Annotated in this window: 15 protein-coding genes and 1 pseudogene; 13 read left to right on the top strand and 3 right to left on the bottom strand. The window is 65.4% G+C overall.

Annotation, left to right across the window (positions count from 1 at the left end):
- Positions 1-34 precede the first annotated feature (34 nt).
- Positions 35-808, bottom strand: coding sequence for an SDR family NAD(P)-dependent oxidoreductase (locus EL337_RS13395; RefSeq protein ID WP_048633908.1), 774 nt, complete (start codon positions 806-808; stop codon positions 35-37).
- 265 nt (positions 809-1073) lie between these two features.
- Between EL337_RS13395 and EL337_RS13400 the strand changes: the two genes are divergently transcribed.
- The 8 genes from EL337_RS13400 to EL337_RS13435 are packed head-to-tail and all read left to right on the top strand — an operon-like array spanning position 1074 to position 10286.
- Entirely contained in the window at positions 1074-1886 is an 813-nt protein-coding gene (locus tag EL337_RS13400) for an MlaE family ABC transporter permease (RefSeq protein WP_048633814.1), read from the top strand.
- 10 nt (positions 1887-1896) lie between these two features.
- Positions 1897-2745 (top strand): MlaE family ABC transporter permease, encoded by an 849-nt coding sequence (locus tag EL337_RS13405; RefSeq protein WP_048633813.1) that lies wholly within the window; start codon positions 1897-1899, stop codon positions 2743-2745.
- Between the two features lie 16 nt (positions 2746-2761).
- Complete coding sequence (locus EL337_RS13410; RefSeq protein ID WP_048633812.1) at positions 2762-3955, top strand: MCE family protein; 1194 nt, start codon at positions 2762-2764, stop codon at positions 3953-3955.
- Complete coding sequence (locus EL337_RS13415) at positions 3952-4983, top strand: MCE family protein (RefSeq protein ID WP_048633811.1); 1032 nt, start codon at positions 3952-3954, stop codon at positions 4981-4983. Before EL337_RS13410 ends, EL337_RS13415 begins: the two co-directional genes overlap by 4 nt.
- A complete protein-coding gene (locus EL337_RS13420; protein ID WP_048633907.1) occupies positions 4983-6065 on the top strand; it encodes an MCE family protein in 1083 nt (360 codons plus the stop codon). The genes EL337_RS13415 and EL337_RS13420 overlap by 1 nt, the downstream gene beginning before the upstream one ends.
- On the top strand, positions 6062-7531 hold the full coding sequence (locus EL337_RS13425; RefSeq protein ID WP_048633810.1) for an MCE family protein: 1470 nt from the start codon (positions 6062-6064) through the stop codon (positions 7529-7531). Before EL337_RS13420 ends, EL337_RS13425 begins: the two co-directional genes overlap by 4 nt.
- Positions 7531-8769 carry an MCE family protein gene (locus EL337_RS13430; RefSeq protein WP_048633809.1) on the top strand — a complete coding sequence of 413 codons (1239 nt, stop codon included), beginning with the start codon at positions 7531-7533 and terminating at the stop codon, positions 8767-8769. Before EL337_RS13425 ends, EL337_RS13430 begins: the two co-directional genes overlap by 1 nt.
- The gene (locus EL337_RS13435; protein WP_048633808.1) at positions 8769-10286 is read left to right on the top strand and encodes an MCE family protein; all 1518 of its coding nucleotides are present in this window, start codon (positions 8769-8771) and stop codon (positions 10284-10286) included. Before EL337_RS13430 ends, EL337_RS13435 begins: the two co-directional genes overlap by 1 nt.
- A gap of 246 nt (positions 10287-10532) precedes the next feature.
- Here the strand turns inward: EL337_RS13435 and EL337_RS13440 are convergent, their stop codons facing one another.
- Positions 10533-11198: a hypothetical protein gene (locus tag EL337_RS13440; protein WP_126316569.1), complete on the bottom strand. Its 666-nt coding sequence runs from the start codon at positions 11196-11198 to the stop codon at positions 10533-10535.
- 10 nt (positions 11199-11208) lie between these two features.
- On the opposite strand from EL337_RS13440, the gene EL337_RS13445 reads away from it, so the two are divergent.
- On the top strand, positions 11209-12099 hold the full coding sequence (locus EL337_RS13445; RefSeq protein WP_048633806.1) for an Ig-like domain-containing protein: 891 nt from the start codon (positions 11209-11211) through the stop codon (positions 12097-12099).
- 156 nt (positions 12100-12255) lie between these two features.
- Here EL337_RS13445 and EL337_RS13450 read toward each other — a convergent pair whose 3' ends face one another.
- Entirely contained in the window at positions 12256-12768 is a 513-nt protein-coding gene (locus tag EL337_RS13450) for an Rv2253/PknI dimerization domain-containing protein (protein ID WP_048633906.1), read from the bottom strand.
- A 107-nt stretch (positions 12769-12875) separates the two neighbouring features.
- On the opposite strand from EL337_RS13450, the pseudogene EL337_RS13455 reads away from it, so the two are divergent.
- The 4 genes and pseudogenes from EL337_RS13455 (at position 12876) to EL337_RS13470 (ending at position 15204) form a co-directional block, all read left to right on the top strand.
- Positions 12876-13293, top strand: a pseudogene (locus EL337_RS13455) (hypothetical protein).
- 13 nt (positions 13294-13306) lie between these two features.
- Positions 13307-13702, top strand: coding sequence for an Rv2576c family protein (locus EL337_RS13460; protein ID WP_048633905.1), 396 nt, complete (start codon positions 13307-13309; stop codon positions 13700-13702).
- A 120-nt stretch (positions 13703-13822) separates the two neighbouring features.
- Positions 13823-14596, top strand: a complete 774-nt coding sequence (locus tag EL337_RS13465; RefSeq protein ID WP_232786856.1) for an Rv1363c family protein — start codon at positions 13823-13825, stop codon at positions 14594-14596.
- Positions 14593-15204, top strand: a complete 612-nt coding sequence (locus tag EL337_RS13470; RefSeq protein ID WP_083443164.1) for a hypothetical protein — start codon at positions 14593-14595, stop codon at positions 15202-15204. Before EL337_RS13465 ends, EL337_RS13470 begins: the two co-directional genes overlap by 4 nt.
- Positions 15205-15210 lie beyond the last annotated feature (6 nt).

Consider the following 15210-nt stretch of genomic DNA (forward strand, 5'->3'; position numbering starts at 1 on the left):
TGGACTCAGGAACCTGCTGTGGACGTGCGCTCCGCTACATGTGGGAGCCGCCGTCGATCCGGACTTCGGTGCCTGTGATGAAGTACGCGTCGTCACTGCCGAGCATCGCCACGACGCCGGCGACCGCGTCGGGCGGGGCGAAGATCGCGCCGCCGTCGAGCGGCAGCATCGGCTGGACTTTGCCGAACAGTGTGAAGTCCGAGTCTTCGGGCAGGCCGGGCCCGATGCTCTGGCGCGACGATCCGGTGCCGTCGGTCATACCGGACGAGATGGAACCGGGCTGAACGCAATTGAAGCGGATTCCGGCCTTGGCGAACTCCATGGCCCACGAGTGGGTCATCGCGAGCACGCCGCCCTTCGATGCCGCGTAGGCGGCCATATAGGGATGGGCGAAGTGAGCGGAGGTGGAGCTGAAATTGACCACTGCCGGGCCGCGACCTTCGCGAAGTGCAGCCAGGGATTCCCGGGTGACGAGGAACGTCCCGGTCAGGTTGATGCGGATGACCTGCTCGAAGTCGGCGAGTGTCGTCTCGGCGAGGTGAGCTGACCGCAGAATGCCGGCAGCGTTGACGAGCGTGTCCAGACCGCCCAACGCGCTGACCACCTCGGCCACCCCGACGGCCACCGACTGCTCGTCGCTGATGTCCACGGCAACAGTGCTCAGGCGATCACCGTCGGCGCCGGCCTTCGCCACCGTGTCGGCGAGCCCTTCGGTACTGATGTCCGCGGCCGCGACCCGCCCGCCTTCGGCAAGGATCCGCAGTACGCAGGCCTGCCCGATGCCTGATCCACCGCCGGTGATGAGCACCCTGCGCCCGGCGTAGCGCGCGAGGTGGGGCACGGACCCAGTGGGCGTATCGGACACAGCGCAGCTCCTATCGATCTCGTTCGGGCAGAACGATCCCCGGCCGGAATTCAGGTCGAGGATCCAACTTGACGTGCAGCAGGGGCGTTGCGCGTACTGCTTCCCGGTGGATGGGATGCAGTGTGTCCTGCGTCATGTCGAGGTGTCAACGTGTGTCTCGCCGCACCGGCGGCGCTGTTCGTGAGTCACCCAGGAGGTTCGGCGGCATATGGCGAGGAAGGCCGCGGACCGCTGGTCGTCGGGACTACCCGTACTCGGGTCGGGCATCGTCGGGCCGATGCAGGGCGTCGGCGGACTGCTGTCCATGTCGGCCGACGCCGTGAAGTTCCTCTTCCGCCGGCCCTTCCAGGGCAAGGAGTTCCTCGAGCAGTCCTGGTTCGTCGCCAGGGTCTCGTTGATGCCGACGCTGCTGGTGGCCATCCCTTTCACCGTGCTGGTGAGTTTCACCTTGAACATCCTGCTCCGCGAACTCGGCGCGGCCGACTTGTCCGGCGCGGGCGCAGCCTTCGGTGCGGTCACCCAGGTCGGCCCCATGGTGACGGTGCTCATCGTGGCGGGAGCCGGTGCGACCGCCATGTGCGCCGACCTCGGTTCACGCACCATTCGGGAAGAGATCGACGCACTGGAAGTGTTGGGAATCAACCCGGTACAGCGGTTGGTCACCCCGCGCATGCTGGCCTCCGGCCTGGTGGCGCTGCTGCTGAACAGCCTCGTCGTGATCATCGGCATCCTGGGCGGCTACTTCTTCTCGATCTTCATCCAGGGCGTGAACCCCGGTGCGTTCGCGGCCGGAATCACGTTGTTGACCGGCGTACCCGAGGTCATCATCTCCTGCGTCAAGGCGGCTCTGTTCGGTCTGATCGCCGGTCTGGTCGCCTGCTATCGGGGCTTGAGTATCAGCAGCGGTGGCGCCAAGGCAGTGGGCAACGCGGTCAACGAGACGGTGGTGTACGCATTCATGGCGCTGTTCGTCGTCAACGTCGTCGTGACCGCCATCGGCATCCGAATGACGTCCGGTTAGGCCCCGCACGATGGCAGCGATACGCACCCTTCATCCACGGCTTGCTCAGCAGCTGGGTAGGCCGGTCGGCACTCTGAGCCGGATCGGCGATCACACCGCGTTCTACGGTCGGGCGCTGGCGGGCGTGCCACACGCGGCGGTGCATTACCGAAAGGAGATCATCCGCCTGGTCGCCGAAATCAGTATGGGCGCAGGAACCTTGGCGATGATCGGCGGCACCATCGTCATCGTCGGCTTCTTGACCCTGGCCGCCGGCGGCACGCTTGCGGTACAGGGATACAGCTCACTCGGCGACATCGGCATCGAAGCGCTGACCGGCTTTCTCGCTGCCTTCATCAACGTCCGGATATCGGCGCCCGTGGTCGCCGGAATCGGTCTGGCGGCGACGTTCGGCGCGGGCGTCACCGCTCAGTTGGGCGCCATGAGGATCAACGAGGAGATCGACGCCCTCGAGACGATGGGTATCCGCCCCGTCGAATATCTGGTCAGCACGCGCATCGTCGCGGGCATGATCGCCATCGCCCCGCTCTACTCGATCGCGGTCATGCTCTCCTTCGCCGCGAGCAAACTGACGACGGTGGTGCTCTTCGGGCAGTCGGCAGGGTTGTACGACCACTACTTCAACACCTTTCTGAACCCTGAGGATCTGCTCTGGTCCTTTCTGCAGGCGATCCTGATGGCCATGGCGGTTCTGTTGGTGCACACCTATTTCGGCTACTTCGCCAGCGGTGGGCCATCGGGTGTGGGTGTGGCGGTCGGTAATGCGGTCCGGACCTCGTTGATCGTCGTGATCTCGGTGACCCTTCTGGTGTCACTGTCTGTCTACGGCGCCAACGGCAACTTCAACTTGTCGGGTTAGGCGGGGGCGGCGACTGATGGCAACGCAATCGAACCTTCGGCGACCACTGACAGGTCTGGCCACCGTGCTGGCCGTGGTGGCGGTGATCGCGCTCGCCGTCGGCCTGTTCCGGGGCAGCTTCACCAGGACGGTCCCGGTGACCGTTCTGTCACAGCGCGCAGGCCTGGTGATGAATCCCGACGCCAAGGTGAAATTGCATGGCGCGCAGGTGGGTTCAGTGCAATCGATCGAGACGCTTCCGGACGGCCGGGCAGCCATCCACCTGGCGATGGACCCCACCCACCTGGACATCATCCCGTCCAACGTCTCCGTGGACATCGCCTCGTCGACGGTGTTCGGTTCCAAGTTCGTCGAGCTCGTCCCGCCGCCAGAACCGTCCATTCAGTCATTGCAGGCCGGCCAGGTACTCGACGCGGACCACGTGACCGTCGAGATCAACACCGTCTTCGAGCAGTTGTCCACGGTCCTTGCCAAGATCGAGCCGGCCAAACTGAACGAGACACTCGGCGCGCTGGCGACGGCCTTCAGCGGCCGAGGCGACCAGATCGGACAGCTGATGGCTGACTTCGACGGGTTCCTCGCGACGATCGAACCGAGCCTGCCCGTCATGGAGCACGAGCTGTCGATCGCACCGCAGGTCATCAACGCCTACGCCGATGTCGCCCCCGACCTGGTCGGCACCCTAGCCTCGACCACCCAGATCAGTCGGACCCTCGTCGAGGAGCAGGACAATTTGGACACCCTGCTGGTCAGCGTCATCGGCCTGGCCGACACCGGAAACGAGGTGATCGGAGGTAACCGGCAAGCGATCACGACCGTGATGGACCTGCTCGTGCCGACGACAGATCTGACGAATCGGTATCACGAGGCGCTCAACTGTGCTCTGGGCGGCGCGGTCCAGCTGGCCAAGGCACCCGGTACCCCGGTGCCCGGCGGACTGCTGCTCCAGACAGTCGTGCTGGGTCAGGAACGCTACCGGTATCCGCAGAACCTACCCAAGGTGGCCGCCAAGGGCGGGCCGCAGTGCACCGACCTGCCGAAGGTTCCGTTCCAGAAGCACCCGCCGTTCGTCGTCGGAGATGTCAACGCCAACCCTGCGCAATACGGAAACCAGGGGATCGTGCTCAACTCCGATGCGCTCAAGCAGTTGCTGTTCGGGCCGATCGACGGCCCGCCGCGCAACGGCGCGCAGATCGGACAACCGGGATGACAACCGTCGGAAAGGCTGCCGTCAAGTTCGCGATCTTCGGTGTGATCATGGTCCTGCTGACCGCCGGCCTCTTCATGATCTTCGGGCAGTACAGGACGAGTTCGACAAACCGGTACTCGGCGGTGTTCACCGACTCGTCGAGTCTGCGGACCGGAGATTCGGTGCGAGTGGCCGGCATTCGCATCGGCACGGTACGAGGCGTCGCATTGCAGGACGACAACAGCGTCGTCGTGGACTTCGACGCCGACGACAACATCAGGCTCACCGAGAGCACCCGGGTGGCGGCACGCTACCTCAACCTGGTGGGCGACCGCTACCTCGAACTCCTCGACGCCCCCGGTCCGGCGAGAATCCAGCAGCCCGGTTCCCGCATCGGCCCCGAACGGACCGAGCCGGCACTCAACCTCGACCTCCTCCTCGGCGGCCTGAAACCGGTCATCCAAGGGCTCAACCCCGATGACGTCAACGCACTCACCAGTTCGCTGATCCAGATCCTGCAAGGCCAGGGCGGGAACCTCGAATCCCTGTTCGCCAGAACGTCGTCGTTCACCAACGCATTGGCCGACAACGGCCAGACTGTCGAGCAACTGATCGGCACACTCAACGACACCATCGGCACCGTTGCCAAGGACGGCGACAAATTCTCCGATGCCGTCGACCAGCTTGAGCAGCTGAGCACTGGATTGGCGCAGGACCGCGACCCGATCGGGGAGGCGGTCACCGCGCTGGACAACGGAACGGCCTCGCTGGCGAGCCTGCTCACCGAGGCCCGGCCGCCCCTGGCAGGCACCGTCGACCAGCTCACCAGGATGGCGCCGCTGCTGGCGAACGAAACGGACTTGGCCCGACTGGATCTCGTCCTGCAGAAGACGCCGCAGAACTATCGCAAACTGGTCCGGCTCGGCTCCTACGGGAGCTGGCTCAATCTCTACCTCTGCGGAATCTCGATTCGGGTTTCGGACCTGCAGGGCCGAACCGCCCACTTCCCGTGGGTCATCCAGAACACCGGAAGGTGCGCCGAGCCCTGATGCAGAAATATCGTGGATCCTCACTTGTTCGTGCCGGCTTCATCGGCGTCGTGCTCATCGCACTGGTCATCATCGTCGGTCTACAGCCCCAGCAGCTGTGGTCGATGGCGACCTCGGTGCGCTACCAGGCGGTATTCGCCGAAGCCGGCGGGCTGGCATCCGGCAACGCCGTCAAAGTGTCTGGTGTCACCGTCGGTTCGGTATCCGAGGTAGCACTCGAGCGGGGCACTGCGCTGGTGACCTTTTCGGTCGACAGCGCGGTCCGGATCGGTGACGACACATCCGCGAGCATCGGCATCGCCACCGTGCTGGGCGAACGCGTCCTGGTCCTCAAGCCCGCGGGCAACCAGAGTCTCGGCGCCGCCGGAGTGATACCGCTGAATAGGACCGGATCGCCATACTCGTTGACCGACGCCGTCGGGGAGTTCACGTCGAACACCGCCGGCACCGACACCGAGGCCATCAATCAGTCACTCGACACCCTGTCGGACACCATCGACAGGATCGCGCCGCAGCTCGCGCCCACGTTCGACGGTGTCACGCGGCTGTCCCGGTCACTCAACAGCCGCAACGAAACGCTCAGCAGCCTGTTGAAGTCGGCCTCGGATGTCACCGGCGTACTTTCCGAACGCAGCGCGCAGGTCAATTCGCTGATCCTCAATGCCAACGACCTGCTGGCCGTGCTTCATGAACGCCGCTACGCGATCGTCAACCTGCTCGCGAGCACGACGGCAGTGGCTCAGCAGCTGTCCGGCATGGTTGCCGACAACGAACAGGAACTGGCGCCCACCCTGGACAAGCTGAACACGGTGGCCGAGATGCTCGAACGCAACCGCGACAACATCTCGAGCTCGCTGAAAGGCCTGGCCAAGTATCAGGTCACCCAGGGCGAGGCCGTCAACAACGGGTTTTACTACAACGGCTTTGCCTCGAACCTACTTCCAGGTCCGGCAATTCAGCCGTTCCTCGATTATGCGCTCGGATTCCGCAGAGGTGTCGACGCCGGTCAGCCGCCCGACAACGCCGGGCCGCGCGCCGAGTTCCCGTTCCCGTACAACGGCATTCCCGGAGGATCGCGATGACCCGCAACAGCATTCGGCGCGTGAACGCCAGACCGCTGCTGCTGGCAGCGTTGGCGGCACTGATCCTCGCGGGTGCTGGCTTCCTCGTCTATAAGCACTTCCTCAGCCCCAAGACCGTCATCGCCTACTTCCGGTCGGCCACCGCGATCTACGCAGGAGACGACGTCCGGGTCGCCGGCGTCCAGGTGGGCACCATCGCGGCCATCGAGCCGCAGGGGACACGCACCAAGCTGACGCTGGAAGTCGACCGCAGCGTGCCGATACCCGTGGATGCCGAGGCCATCATCGTGGCGCCCAACCTGGTATCCGCGCGGTACGTGCAGCTGACCCCTGCGTGGGGCGCGACCCCGGAGACGAGTGGGCCGACGCTGGCCGACGGCGCCGAGATCGGCGAGGACCGCACCGCGGTGCCGGTGGAGTGGGACGAGATCAAAGAGCAGCTCACCCGCCTGGCCACCGAACTCGGACCCAACGCCGGGGTGTCCGAGACGTCTATCGGCCGGTTCATCGACACCACCGCCGATGCCATGGCGGGCAATGGAGACAAGCTGCGGGAAACCATCACCCAACTGTCCGGAGTGGGAAGGATTCTGGGCGACGGCAGCGGCGACATCGTCGCGACCATCAGCAACCTGCAGGTCTTCGTCAGCGCGCTGCGCAACAGCAATGTCCAGGTAGTGCAGTTCCAGGACCGGCTCGCGGATGTGACGAGCGTCGTCAACGGCAGCCGCTCCGAACTGGATTCCGCCATCACCACACTGTCGGAGGCTGTCGGTGAGGTCCAGCGTTTCATCGAGGGCTCGCGGACCCAGACCGCGGAGCAGGTCCAGCGACTGGCCAACGTCACGCAGGTGTTGGCAGACGACAGCATGGTCGTCAAGAACATCCTGCATGCGGCACCCAATGCCCTTGTCAACGGCTACAACATCTACAACCCCGATTCCGGTGGCCCGCGTGGGTCGTTCGCGCTCAACAACTTCTCCAACCCGGTGACACTGATCTGCTCCTCGATCGCGGCAGTCGAGAATGTCACCGCCGAGGAGTCCGGGAAAGCGTGTGCGCAGTACCTCGGACCCGCGCTGCGACTGATGAACTTCAACTACCTACCCCTGCCGTTCAACGCCTACCTGAGCCCGGCGCCACAGAACGTGATCTACTCCGAGCCCGGGCTGGCCCCGGGCGGCGGCGGAACTCCGCCCGCCGCGCCCGAAACCCCGCCCGCTGTGTCCGCTTACACCGGGATCGGTGATCAGCCGCCGCCGCCGGGATGGTCGGATCCCGCACACCCGCCCGGTGCGTACGCTCCGCACGGTCTGCCCGCCAACCCGCAGCCTGCCCTGTACCCCGGTGCCCCCATCCCGCCCGGTGTTCCGGCACCGGCGCAACCCGCGCCCAGCACCATCGGCGAGATGCTGCTGCCCGCTGAAGCCGCACCGGTCGCCCCGGCGCCGGAAGGAGCGCCGTAATGCCGCGTCGATCTGTCACGACAGTGCGCAGATGGGCTGCTGTCGCATCGTGTGTTGCCGTGACGGCAACGGGTTGCGCCTTCGACGGCCTGAACTCGCTCCCGCTGCCCGGCACAGTCGGCACCGGTGCGGATGCGGTGATCTACCACCTCAGAATCGCCAATATCGGCACGCTGGAATCCAATTCCCCGGTGATGCTGAACGATGTCGTCGTCGGTGCGGTGCGCAAGATGACAGTGAGCGACTGGCACGCCGACGTGGACGTCTCGGTGAAGCCGGGTGTCGTGGTACCGGCCAATGCGGTCGCCACGGTCGGTCAGACCAGTCTGCTCGGATCCATGCACGTGGCGCTTGATCCGCCGGTGGGGGAGGAGCCGGCAGGCCGGCTGCAGCCCGGCGCGAATGTTCCCGTGGACAGAACGTCGACGTATCCGTCGACCGAGCAGACCCTGTCGTCGCTGTCGCTGGTCGTCAACGGCGGAGGACTGACTCAGATCGGCGACATCATCCACAATTTCAACACCGCGCTCGACGGCCGCCAGATCCAGATTCGAGATCTGCTGACCCGGATGAACACCGTGGTGGGCATCCTGGATGCGCAGCGAGACAACATCATCGCCACAATCAGCGCACTCAATCGGCTGGCAGGGACTTTCGCCGGACAGAAAGAGGTGCTCACCGCCGCGCTGGAGCGGATTCCCCCCGCGCTGGAAGTACTGAACCGGCAGCGGCCGCGGTTCACCACCGCGCTGGAGAAACTGGGCGTGTTCAGCGACACCGCAACACAATTGATCGACGATTCACAAGACGACATCGTGCGAAACCTGACGAACCTCGAGCCGACCGTCAAGGCGCTGGCCGACGTCGGCCCGGACCTGGCGACCGCACTCGGGTACCTGCCGACCTATCCCTACACGCAGGAGTTCATCGACCGCGGGATCCGCGGCGATTATATGAATCAGTTCATCGTCTTCGACTTCACGATTCCACGGCTCAAGAGCGGGATGCTCCTGGGTACCCGCTGGGGTGAACCAGGAGCTTCACTGGTCCCCGCGCCGGGCGACCCGTGGTACTCGTCATACACGCTCGACCCGTTGCAGGCGCCGGTGACGCCGATCCCGGCGGAGGTGGCGGTCGCGCCACCGCTGATCGACCCCCCGCAGAGTGAGGTCGGTCCACCTGCTGCATCGCCGCCACCTGCACCGGGCGGGGTCCCGCCGGCCGGAGGTGGAAGCTGATGCTGACCCGTTTCGTTCGAATACAGCTGGCGATCTTCACGATTGCGTCCGTGCTGGGTGTCGGGGCCATGGTGTTCGTCTACCTTCAGGCCCCCGTGCTGCTCGGCTTCGGCCGCATGGCCGTGACCTTGCAGTTGCCGACGACCGGCGGGTTGTACGAGTTCTCCAACGTCACCTATCGAGGAGTAGAGGTCGGAAAGGTCACCGACATCCGTCCCACCCGCGAGGGCGTGACGGTCACGCTGTCCCTGAAAACCTCGCCGAAGATTCCCGCCGACCTGAAGGTCGACGTCCGCAGCGTGTCGGCGGTCGGCGAGCAGTATGTCGACCTCGTTCCCGAATCCGACACCGGTCCCTACCTCGAGGACGGATCGGTCATCGTCGGTGACAGGCGATCGATTCCGCCCGCGGTTGGCCCCATGCTCGACCAGATGAGCGCGTTGGTCGAGAGTATCCCGACCGGAAAGCTGGGTGGACTCCTCGACGAATCGTTCCGAGCTCTGAACGGGACCGGCTACGATCTGGGCGCACTCTTCGACTCCTCGGCACGCCTGGCCGCCGACGCCAATGCCAACGGAGAACGATTGGCAACCCTGATCGATGACAGCCGTCCCCTCCTCGACGGCCAGGCCGAGAGCGTCGATGCAATCGACACCTGGGCGCGCAGTCTGGCAGGGATCACCGAGCAAGTGGAATCCGACGACGATGCCGTCCGGACCATCCTGCAGACGGCCCCCGGCGCGGCGAACGAAGCGTCCCGCCTCCTCGACGACGTCAAGCCGACGCTACCGGTGCTGCTGGCCAACCTGACCACCGTTGGACAGATCGGCGTGACGTACAACCCGTCGCTCGAACAGCTGCTGGTGTTGTTGCCACCGTTCCTGGCGGCGACCCAGTCCTATGGTTCGTCGCTGAACAACCCTACCGGGATGGCACTTTCGGAGTTCTCGCTGACGATGGGGGACCCACCCGCCTGTACCGTGGGCTTTCTGCCTCCGTCGTCGTGGCGCTCACCGGCTGATCTCACGGACGCCGACACCCCGGACGGCCTGTACTGCAAATTGCCGCAGGATTCGGCGATCGGCGTCCGTGGGACCAGGAACTTCCCGTGCATGGGACAACCGGGTAAACGCGCGCCCACCGTGGAGATCTGCGAAAGCGATAAGCCTTTCGAACCACTGGCGATGCGCCAGCACGTGCTCGGGCCGTATCCGATCGATCCTTCCCTGCTCGCCCAGGGCGTGCCGCCAGATGATCGAATCGACTTCAGCGATCAGATCTTCGGGCCGCTGCAGGGCACGCCGATGCCTCCGCCGGGCCCGCCGGCTCCTCCGCCGGGTGGTGCAATCCCGGCTGCACCAAGCGGTTTCGGCGGCGAGACCGCTGTCCCGCCGGTAGCTGTCGCCACGTACAACCCCGAGACCGGGCAGGTTGCGACGCCCGACGGCCGGGTGTTCACCCAGTCGAACCTGGCCGCTGGCGTGCCGAAGAATTGGGAAGACCTCTTTCCTCGATAGACAGCACCGGCGTATGGGCCGATCCGTCAACGCTGCAACGTTTTTGGTGATGTACCGACGAGTTCCGCTCACCGGAATCCAGGGGTGTCGCACATCACGACAGGACGTCATGGTGGTGGATGTCACATCGTTTACCCGAAGGGCCTCCTCCATGAATGCAGAAACGTCAGTACCCCCTCCTGCCGAGCGGCGAACGCCCCGCAGACGGAGCTCGCGAAACTCCGGGAGGGCCGCACGGGCCGGCCGCTACGGCGGACTCGCCGTGTCCGCGTGGTTGCTGACGGCGGTGGCAACCGGCCACGGGGTGGCCGCAGCGGACGACTCCGGATCGACAGCGGCCCCGGGGAACTCGTCGCCGGCGGCGAGCAGTTCGACCACATCAAGCACAGGCCCGGCAACGCGCAAGTCCAAGACGGATTCTTCGGCCTCAGCTGGACAACATGATTCGGCGTCGGCCCCGACAGCTCCGGAGTCGGCCGGCGAGCCCACACGGCGTGCGAGGTCGAAGGGAAGAGTAACGGTTTCCCCGAATGCCACTGATGCCACGTCCGAGACGACGCCGACCCCGAATCGTCCGTCGTCACCGGCGGACGATGAGGTGACGGAAGAACCGGCCGGGAGCGAAGCGGAGTCCGTGGCTTCCGTGTCCTCCGCAGCCGGGACGGACGGTTCCCGCCGGGCAACGCCGAGAAAAACCACGCCGACCCACACCAATCCAGTGTCTGTTCCGGTTACCGACAGCGTGACGGTGACGCCAAGCACTGTCACCGCACCAGACGTGGCTTCGAAGGCGCGGTCCTCGGCGACCCGAGAATCAACTCCCGCCGCCCGACCGACGGCGACAACGACAACGACAACGACGGTGACCGTGCCCTCGGCGGTGCGGCCCGCGGTGAAACGGCAGGGCGTCATCACGACGATCATGACGCGTGTGGTGAACGCGATTGTGCGTCCCCTCACGGGGCAAGCACCGGCGGCACCGTCCGGCCAGTCGCCGTTCGCGTGGGCGGTGTTGGCGTTCGTCCGCCGCAACTTCTTCAACGAGTCGCCGGTCATCACCGCTGTGGACGTCGCCGGCCAGCAGAGCACCACCGGCGTGATCACCGGGAACATCGACGCGATCGACCCGGATGAGCTCGGAAAAACTGTCGATGTCCGGGCCAGTGTCTATGCCGGCGCAGCGGTCCCCACCGACTGCGGGTGCGCGCCCGAACCCGGCCTGATCGGACTGTCCTTCACCAATCCCGCGATCCTCGGTGAGAACCCCGGCGACAACTGGCATGCGCCTGCGGCCGTGGACAACACGTGCGCCTATCTCAATCCCGAGGACTTCAGCGTCGCCTTCTACCGGGGTACCGAGACCGGAGAGGTCACCATCGACGGCCTCGGTACGGGAAATGTGTTTCTCGAGTTCGAGGGAACGCTGACCGAGGGTGGCGCGAGCGAACAATCCTTTGCGACACTGATCCCTGAGCTCGCCACCGGCGACCTGAAGGGCGTGACCGGGAAGGTCACCAGCGTCAGCAGTTTCAATCCGGACGGCTCACTGAACGGGGTGCTCACGGGCACGGTGGTGCGCCCGGAGCTGCGCTACGTCGTGGTCGGAAAGCCCGCTCACGGTACCGTGACAGTCGACAGGCTCACCGGCGCGTTCACCTACACACCAGACGCCGGGTTCGCCGCGACGGGCGGCGCCGATTCCTTCAAGGTGCTGGTCACGGAGAAACGATTCAACCTGCTCAACCTCTTCAGACGCTACAACGGTGACCCGGTGACGACAATCAATCTCAACGTGGCCGGCACGCTGGTCTGAGTCATCTCGGCTCGCGCGCGAAGCTGTTCTGCCGCAGAAGTTCTGCTTCGCGCGAATGCCGATGCGACGACGGGTCGCCGCGCATCGACACCAGATGCGCTGGTGCGCGGCGATCCGGGTCAGATACCGCCGCCGAAGGCGACGGGGACCGAGTGCTCAGACGATCTTGACCAGCTTGAACGGCATGTTGATGTACACGGGTTTGCTCACCCCGCACGCGCCGCTGGGGCCCGTGGTGACGTCTTCGCCCACCAATGTGGTGGATGTGGGATCGGACATGCCGCCCTCGGGGGTCATCGCCTTGAAGCGGAAAATCTGCAGTCCGGGAGCCTTGGTGCCGTCAGGGCAGGGGATCCAATCCTCGACTGTGTGCTTGACGTACCAGACGCCACTTCGCGAATAGATCGTTGCACTCCAAACCCATTCGCTGTCCACTGTCCCGGTGCACTCACCTGGGTAGCTGCACTGGGTCCTGACCGTCCATGTGCTGCGCAGACTCGCCTGGTCGTAGAACACCTCGTTCTTGCGCGCCCATTCACCGTTGGAGGTCGCGGTGTAGGCACCGTTGAGCCCCCAATCGGGACTCGCGGCCGCAGACGGTGTACCCGTCATCGCGCCGCAGATCGTCACCGCGGCAGCAGTGCTCAACAAGACGGGTACACGCATCATCGCCTGCTCCTCGGGCCAGCCGACCGGCACGGATCGACAGCACCGGAAGCTAGCACCAGTTGACCGCTCACATCGAGCACATGTCCACTGAGCGGACTCATCAGGGTATGGACGCACCGGTTCGTGGCACGGTGTCCGCCGTGCGCCCAGGAGCTGTCGTCGTCGTTGTCGCGTCACTGGCCGCCGGCTTGATCACCGCGGCTCCCGCTGCGGCGCAACCGGTGTCGTGTGACGACCCGTCCTGCGTACCCGGCATCACCCCCGGCGTCGTGCTGGGGGCACCGTGCGCGGACACTGCGAACTACGTCTTCGGCACGACATCATGGGGCAGGCTGGTGTTCTGCGGATCGCCACGGCGCTACGAGCCCAGGTACTTCCGGTCACCGTCGAGTGGCCGGGGTGAAAGAGTTCGGCACCGGCTGCACCGGCTACGAGAACTGGGTCGCCCAGGGCGTGGACGGGCTCTTCCTGATGTGCCAGTCCAACAGCGGGGCGGCACGATGGGGACGCGGCGACGATGCGTGAGACGTCCATCCTGATGGTCAGCGTGGTCGCTGGTCTGGCCGTCACCTCACTTGTCGTCGCACCACAAGGTTGGGCGCAGCCCGCGCCTTCTCTGGTGACCTACACCGTCACTGCCGACGAGCCGGTGACCGCCGACATCTACTATCGCGAGACCGATCCGCCTACATGGGCGGACTACAGCCACAACCCATACCTGTTCAGCCCGAAAGTGACTGTCGAGGTTGCTCCCGATCGGCCGTGGGTGTTGACCGTGGCGCTGGCCGATCCTGATCGGTGGGCGATGGTATCCGCCACGAGCGGGCGCCTGCCGAAGGAATCCGGGTTCCGATGTGAGCTGGCGGTCGACGGTGTCGCGGTGGCCACCGGTGAGGGGCCCAAAGGCGCGCTCTGCTCGGTGCGTCACTGGTGACGAGCAGTCAAATGTGACGTGGCCCACTGGGTGGGAACGCGCGACTGACGGTCCTCGGGGGCGATCTAAGGTGCCGTTCGTCGGTCATGCGAGACGCCGGCGTGAAGGGAATGTCCGAGTATGTCGAAGCCCGAGGTGCCGAACGGCGCGATGCCGCCCCGCGCGGATGACAATCGCGATGTCGAGGTAGCGCTCGACGATCTGACGCCGGAGCAGGCGACCGCCTTCGCCGACCAGGCAGAGGCGGACGCCGCAGAAGCCGAGGCGTTGGCTGCTGCCGCTCACGCACGTGCTCGTGCAGCCCGGCATCGCGCATTGACCGAGGGTGACGGCGCCGACGGTGCGGGGTCCGTCGGCGCCGATTCATCCGATGACGACGCCAGCGCCACCTCGGTGCGGCGACGGCGCCCGTCACGAATGCGTGCTGTGGTGGGAACTGTCGCCGTGCTGTGTTCGGTGTCGATGCTGGCAGCGACTGGTTACATCGTGTGGTCGCACCACCAGAGAACCCACGAGCAGCGCAACCGGGCCGAGTTCGCGGCGGCCGCCAAACAGGTCGTCGTCACCCTGATGTCGATCGACCACAATGATCCGCAGGCCGGCGTTCAGCGGATCGTCGATAACTCGGTGAACCCCTTTCGTGCCGAGTTCGAAAGCGCCGCCGAAGATTTCGTCAAGGTCGCCACCGATGCCAAGGTGACGACCAAGGCGACGGCGAACGCCGCAGCGGTGCAGTCGGCCACCACGGACTCCGCCGTGGTCCTCGTGAGTGCCTCGTCGACGGTGACCAATGCAGCCGGTGCTCAGGAGGACCCGCGCAGTTGGCGTCTGACCGTCGACCTCAAGCGCGAGGGCGACCAGATCAAGATGGCGAAAGTGGAGTTCGTTCCGTGACTGTTGACGAAATGACCGCGCCGGAAAGCGGATCCGAGCTTGAGGCGACGCCCGCCGAGGTATTCGCGGTCGACGCCGATGACGGCGACCGACCCGGCGCCGCTCGACGGCTCGGCTGGGCACTGAAGCGCAGGTGGTGCGCGCTGCTGGTGTCGGTGCTCGTGGTCGCATCGGCCTCATTGCTGGTGACCGTCTACCTCATCCAGTATCGCCCGGATCGCCAGACGGGTCCCTCTGCCGAACAAGAGGCCATCGCGGCCGCCTCGACGGGCACCGTCGCTCTGCTGTCCTATGCACCGGAGACCATCGATACCGACCTCACGACGGCACAGTCGCTGATGACCGGTGACTTTCTGACCTATTACGGCAAGTTCACCGCTGACGTGGTAGCCCCCGCGGTCCGCGAACGCGGAGTCAAAGCCAGTGCGCAGGTGGTCGATTCGGCTCTGATGGAGATCCGCCCCCATGAGGCCAAGGTGCTGGTGTTCCTGAACCAGGAGACGGCCAGCCGCGACCGGCCGGAGCCCGCGTTCACCACCAGCAGCGTCGTCGTCAGCCTGACCAAGAACTCTGACACCTGGCTGATCTCAGCGTTCGATCCGGTGTGAGGTTGG

The sequence above is a fragment of the Mycolicibacterium aurum genome (assembly GCF_900637195.1).
In the GTDB taxonomy this organism is placed as follows: Bacteria; Actinomycetota; Actinomycetes; order Mycobacteriales; family Mycobacteriaceae; genus Mycobacterium; species Mycobacterium aurum.

What these genes read in the sequence shown, in the direction of transcription:
- EL337_RS13400 (WP_048633814.1), top strand. Translation starts at nt 1,074, where the DNA reads ATGGCGAGGAAGGCCGCGGACCGCTGGTCGTCGGGACTACCCGTACTC.
- EL337_RS13405 (WP_048633813.1), top strand. Translation starts at nt 1,897, where the DNA reads ATGGCAGCGATACGCACCCTTCATCCACGGCTTGCTCAGCAGCTGGGT.
- EL337_RS13410 (WP_048633812.1), top strand. Translation starts at nt 2,762, where the DNA reads ATGGCAACGCAATCGAACCTTCGGCGACCACTGACAGGTCTGGCCACC.
- EL337_RS13415 (WP_048633811.1), top strand. Translation starts at nt 3,952, where the DNA reads ATGACAACCGTCGGAAAGGCTGCCGTCAAGTTCGCGATCTTCGGTGTG.
- EL337_RS13420 (WP_048633907.1), top strand. Translation starts at nt 4,983, where the DNA reads ATGCAGAAATATCGTGGATCCTCACTTGTTCGTGCCGGCTTCATCGGC.
- EL337_RS13425 (WP_048633810.1), top strand. Translation starts at nt 6,062, where the DNA reads ATGACCCGCAACAGCATTCGGCGCGTGAACGCCAGACCGCTGCTGCTG.
- EL337_RS13430 (WP_048633809.1), top strand. Translation starts at nt 7,531, where the DNA reads ATGCCGCGTCGATCTGTCACGACAGTGCGCAGATGGGCTGCTGTCGCA.
- EL337_RS13435 (WP_048633808.1), top strand. Translation starts at nt 8,769, where the DNA reads ATGCTGACCCGTTTCGTTCGAATACAGCTGGCGATCTTCACGATTGCG.
- EL337_RS13440 (WP_126316569.1), bottom strand. Translation starts at nt 11,198, where the DNA reads ATGACGCCCTGCCGTTTCACCGCGGGCCGCACCGCCGAGGGCACGGTC.
- EL337_RS13445 (WP_048633806.1), top strand. Translation starts at nt 11,209, where the DNA reads ATGACGCGTGTGGTGAACGCGATTGTGCGTCCCCTCACGGGGCAAGCA.
- EL337_RS13450 (WP_048633906.1), bottom strand. Translation starts at nt 12,768, where the DNA reads ATGATGCGTGTACCCGTCTTGTTGAGCACTGCTGCCGCGGTGACGATC.
- EL337_RS13460 (WP_048633905.1), top strand. Translation starts at nt 13,307, where the DNA reads ATGGTCAGCGTGGTCGCTGGTCTGGCCGTCACCTCACTTGTCGTCGCA.
- EL337_RS13465 (WP_232786856.1), top strand. Translation starts at nt 13,823, where the DNA reads ATGTCGAAGCCCGAGGTGCCGAACGGCGCGATGCCGCCCCGCGCGGAT.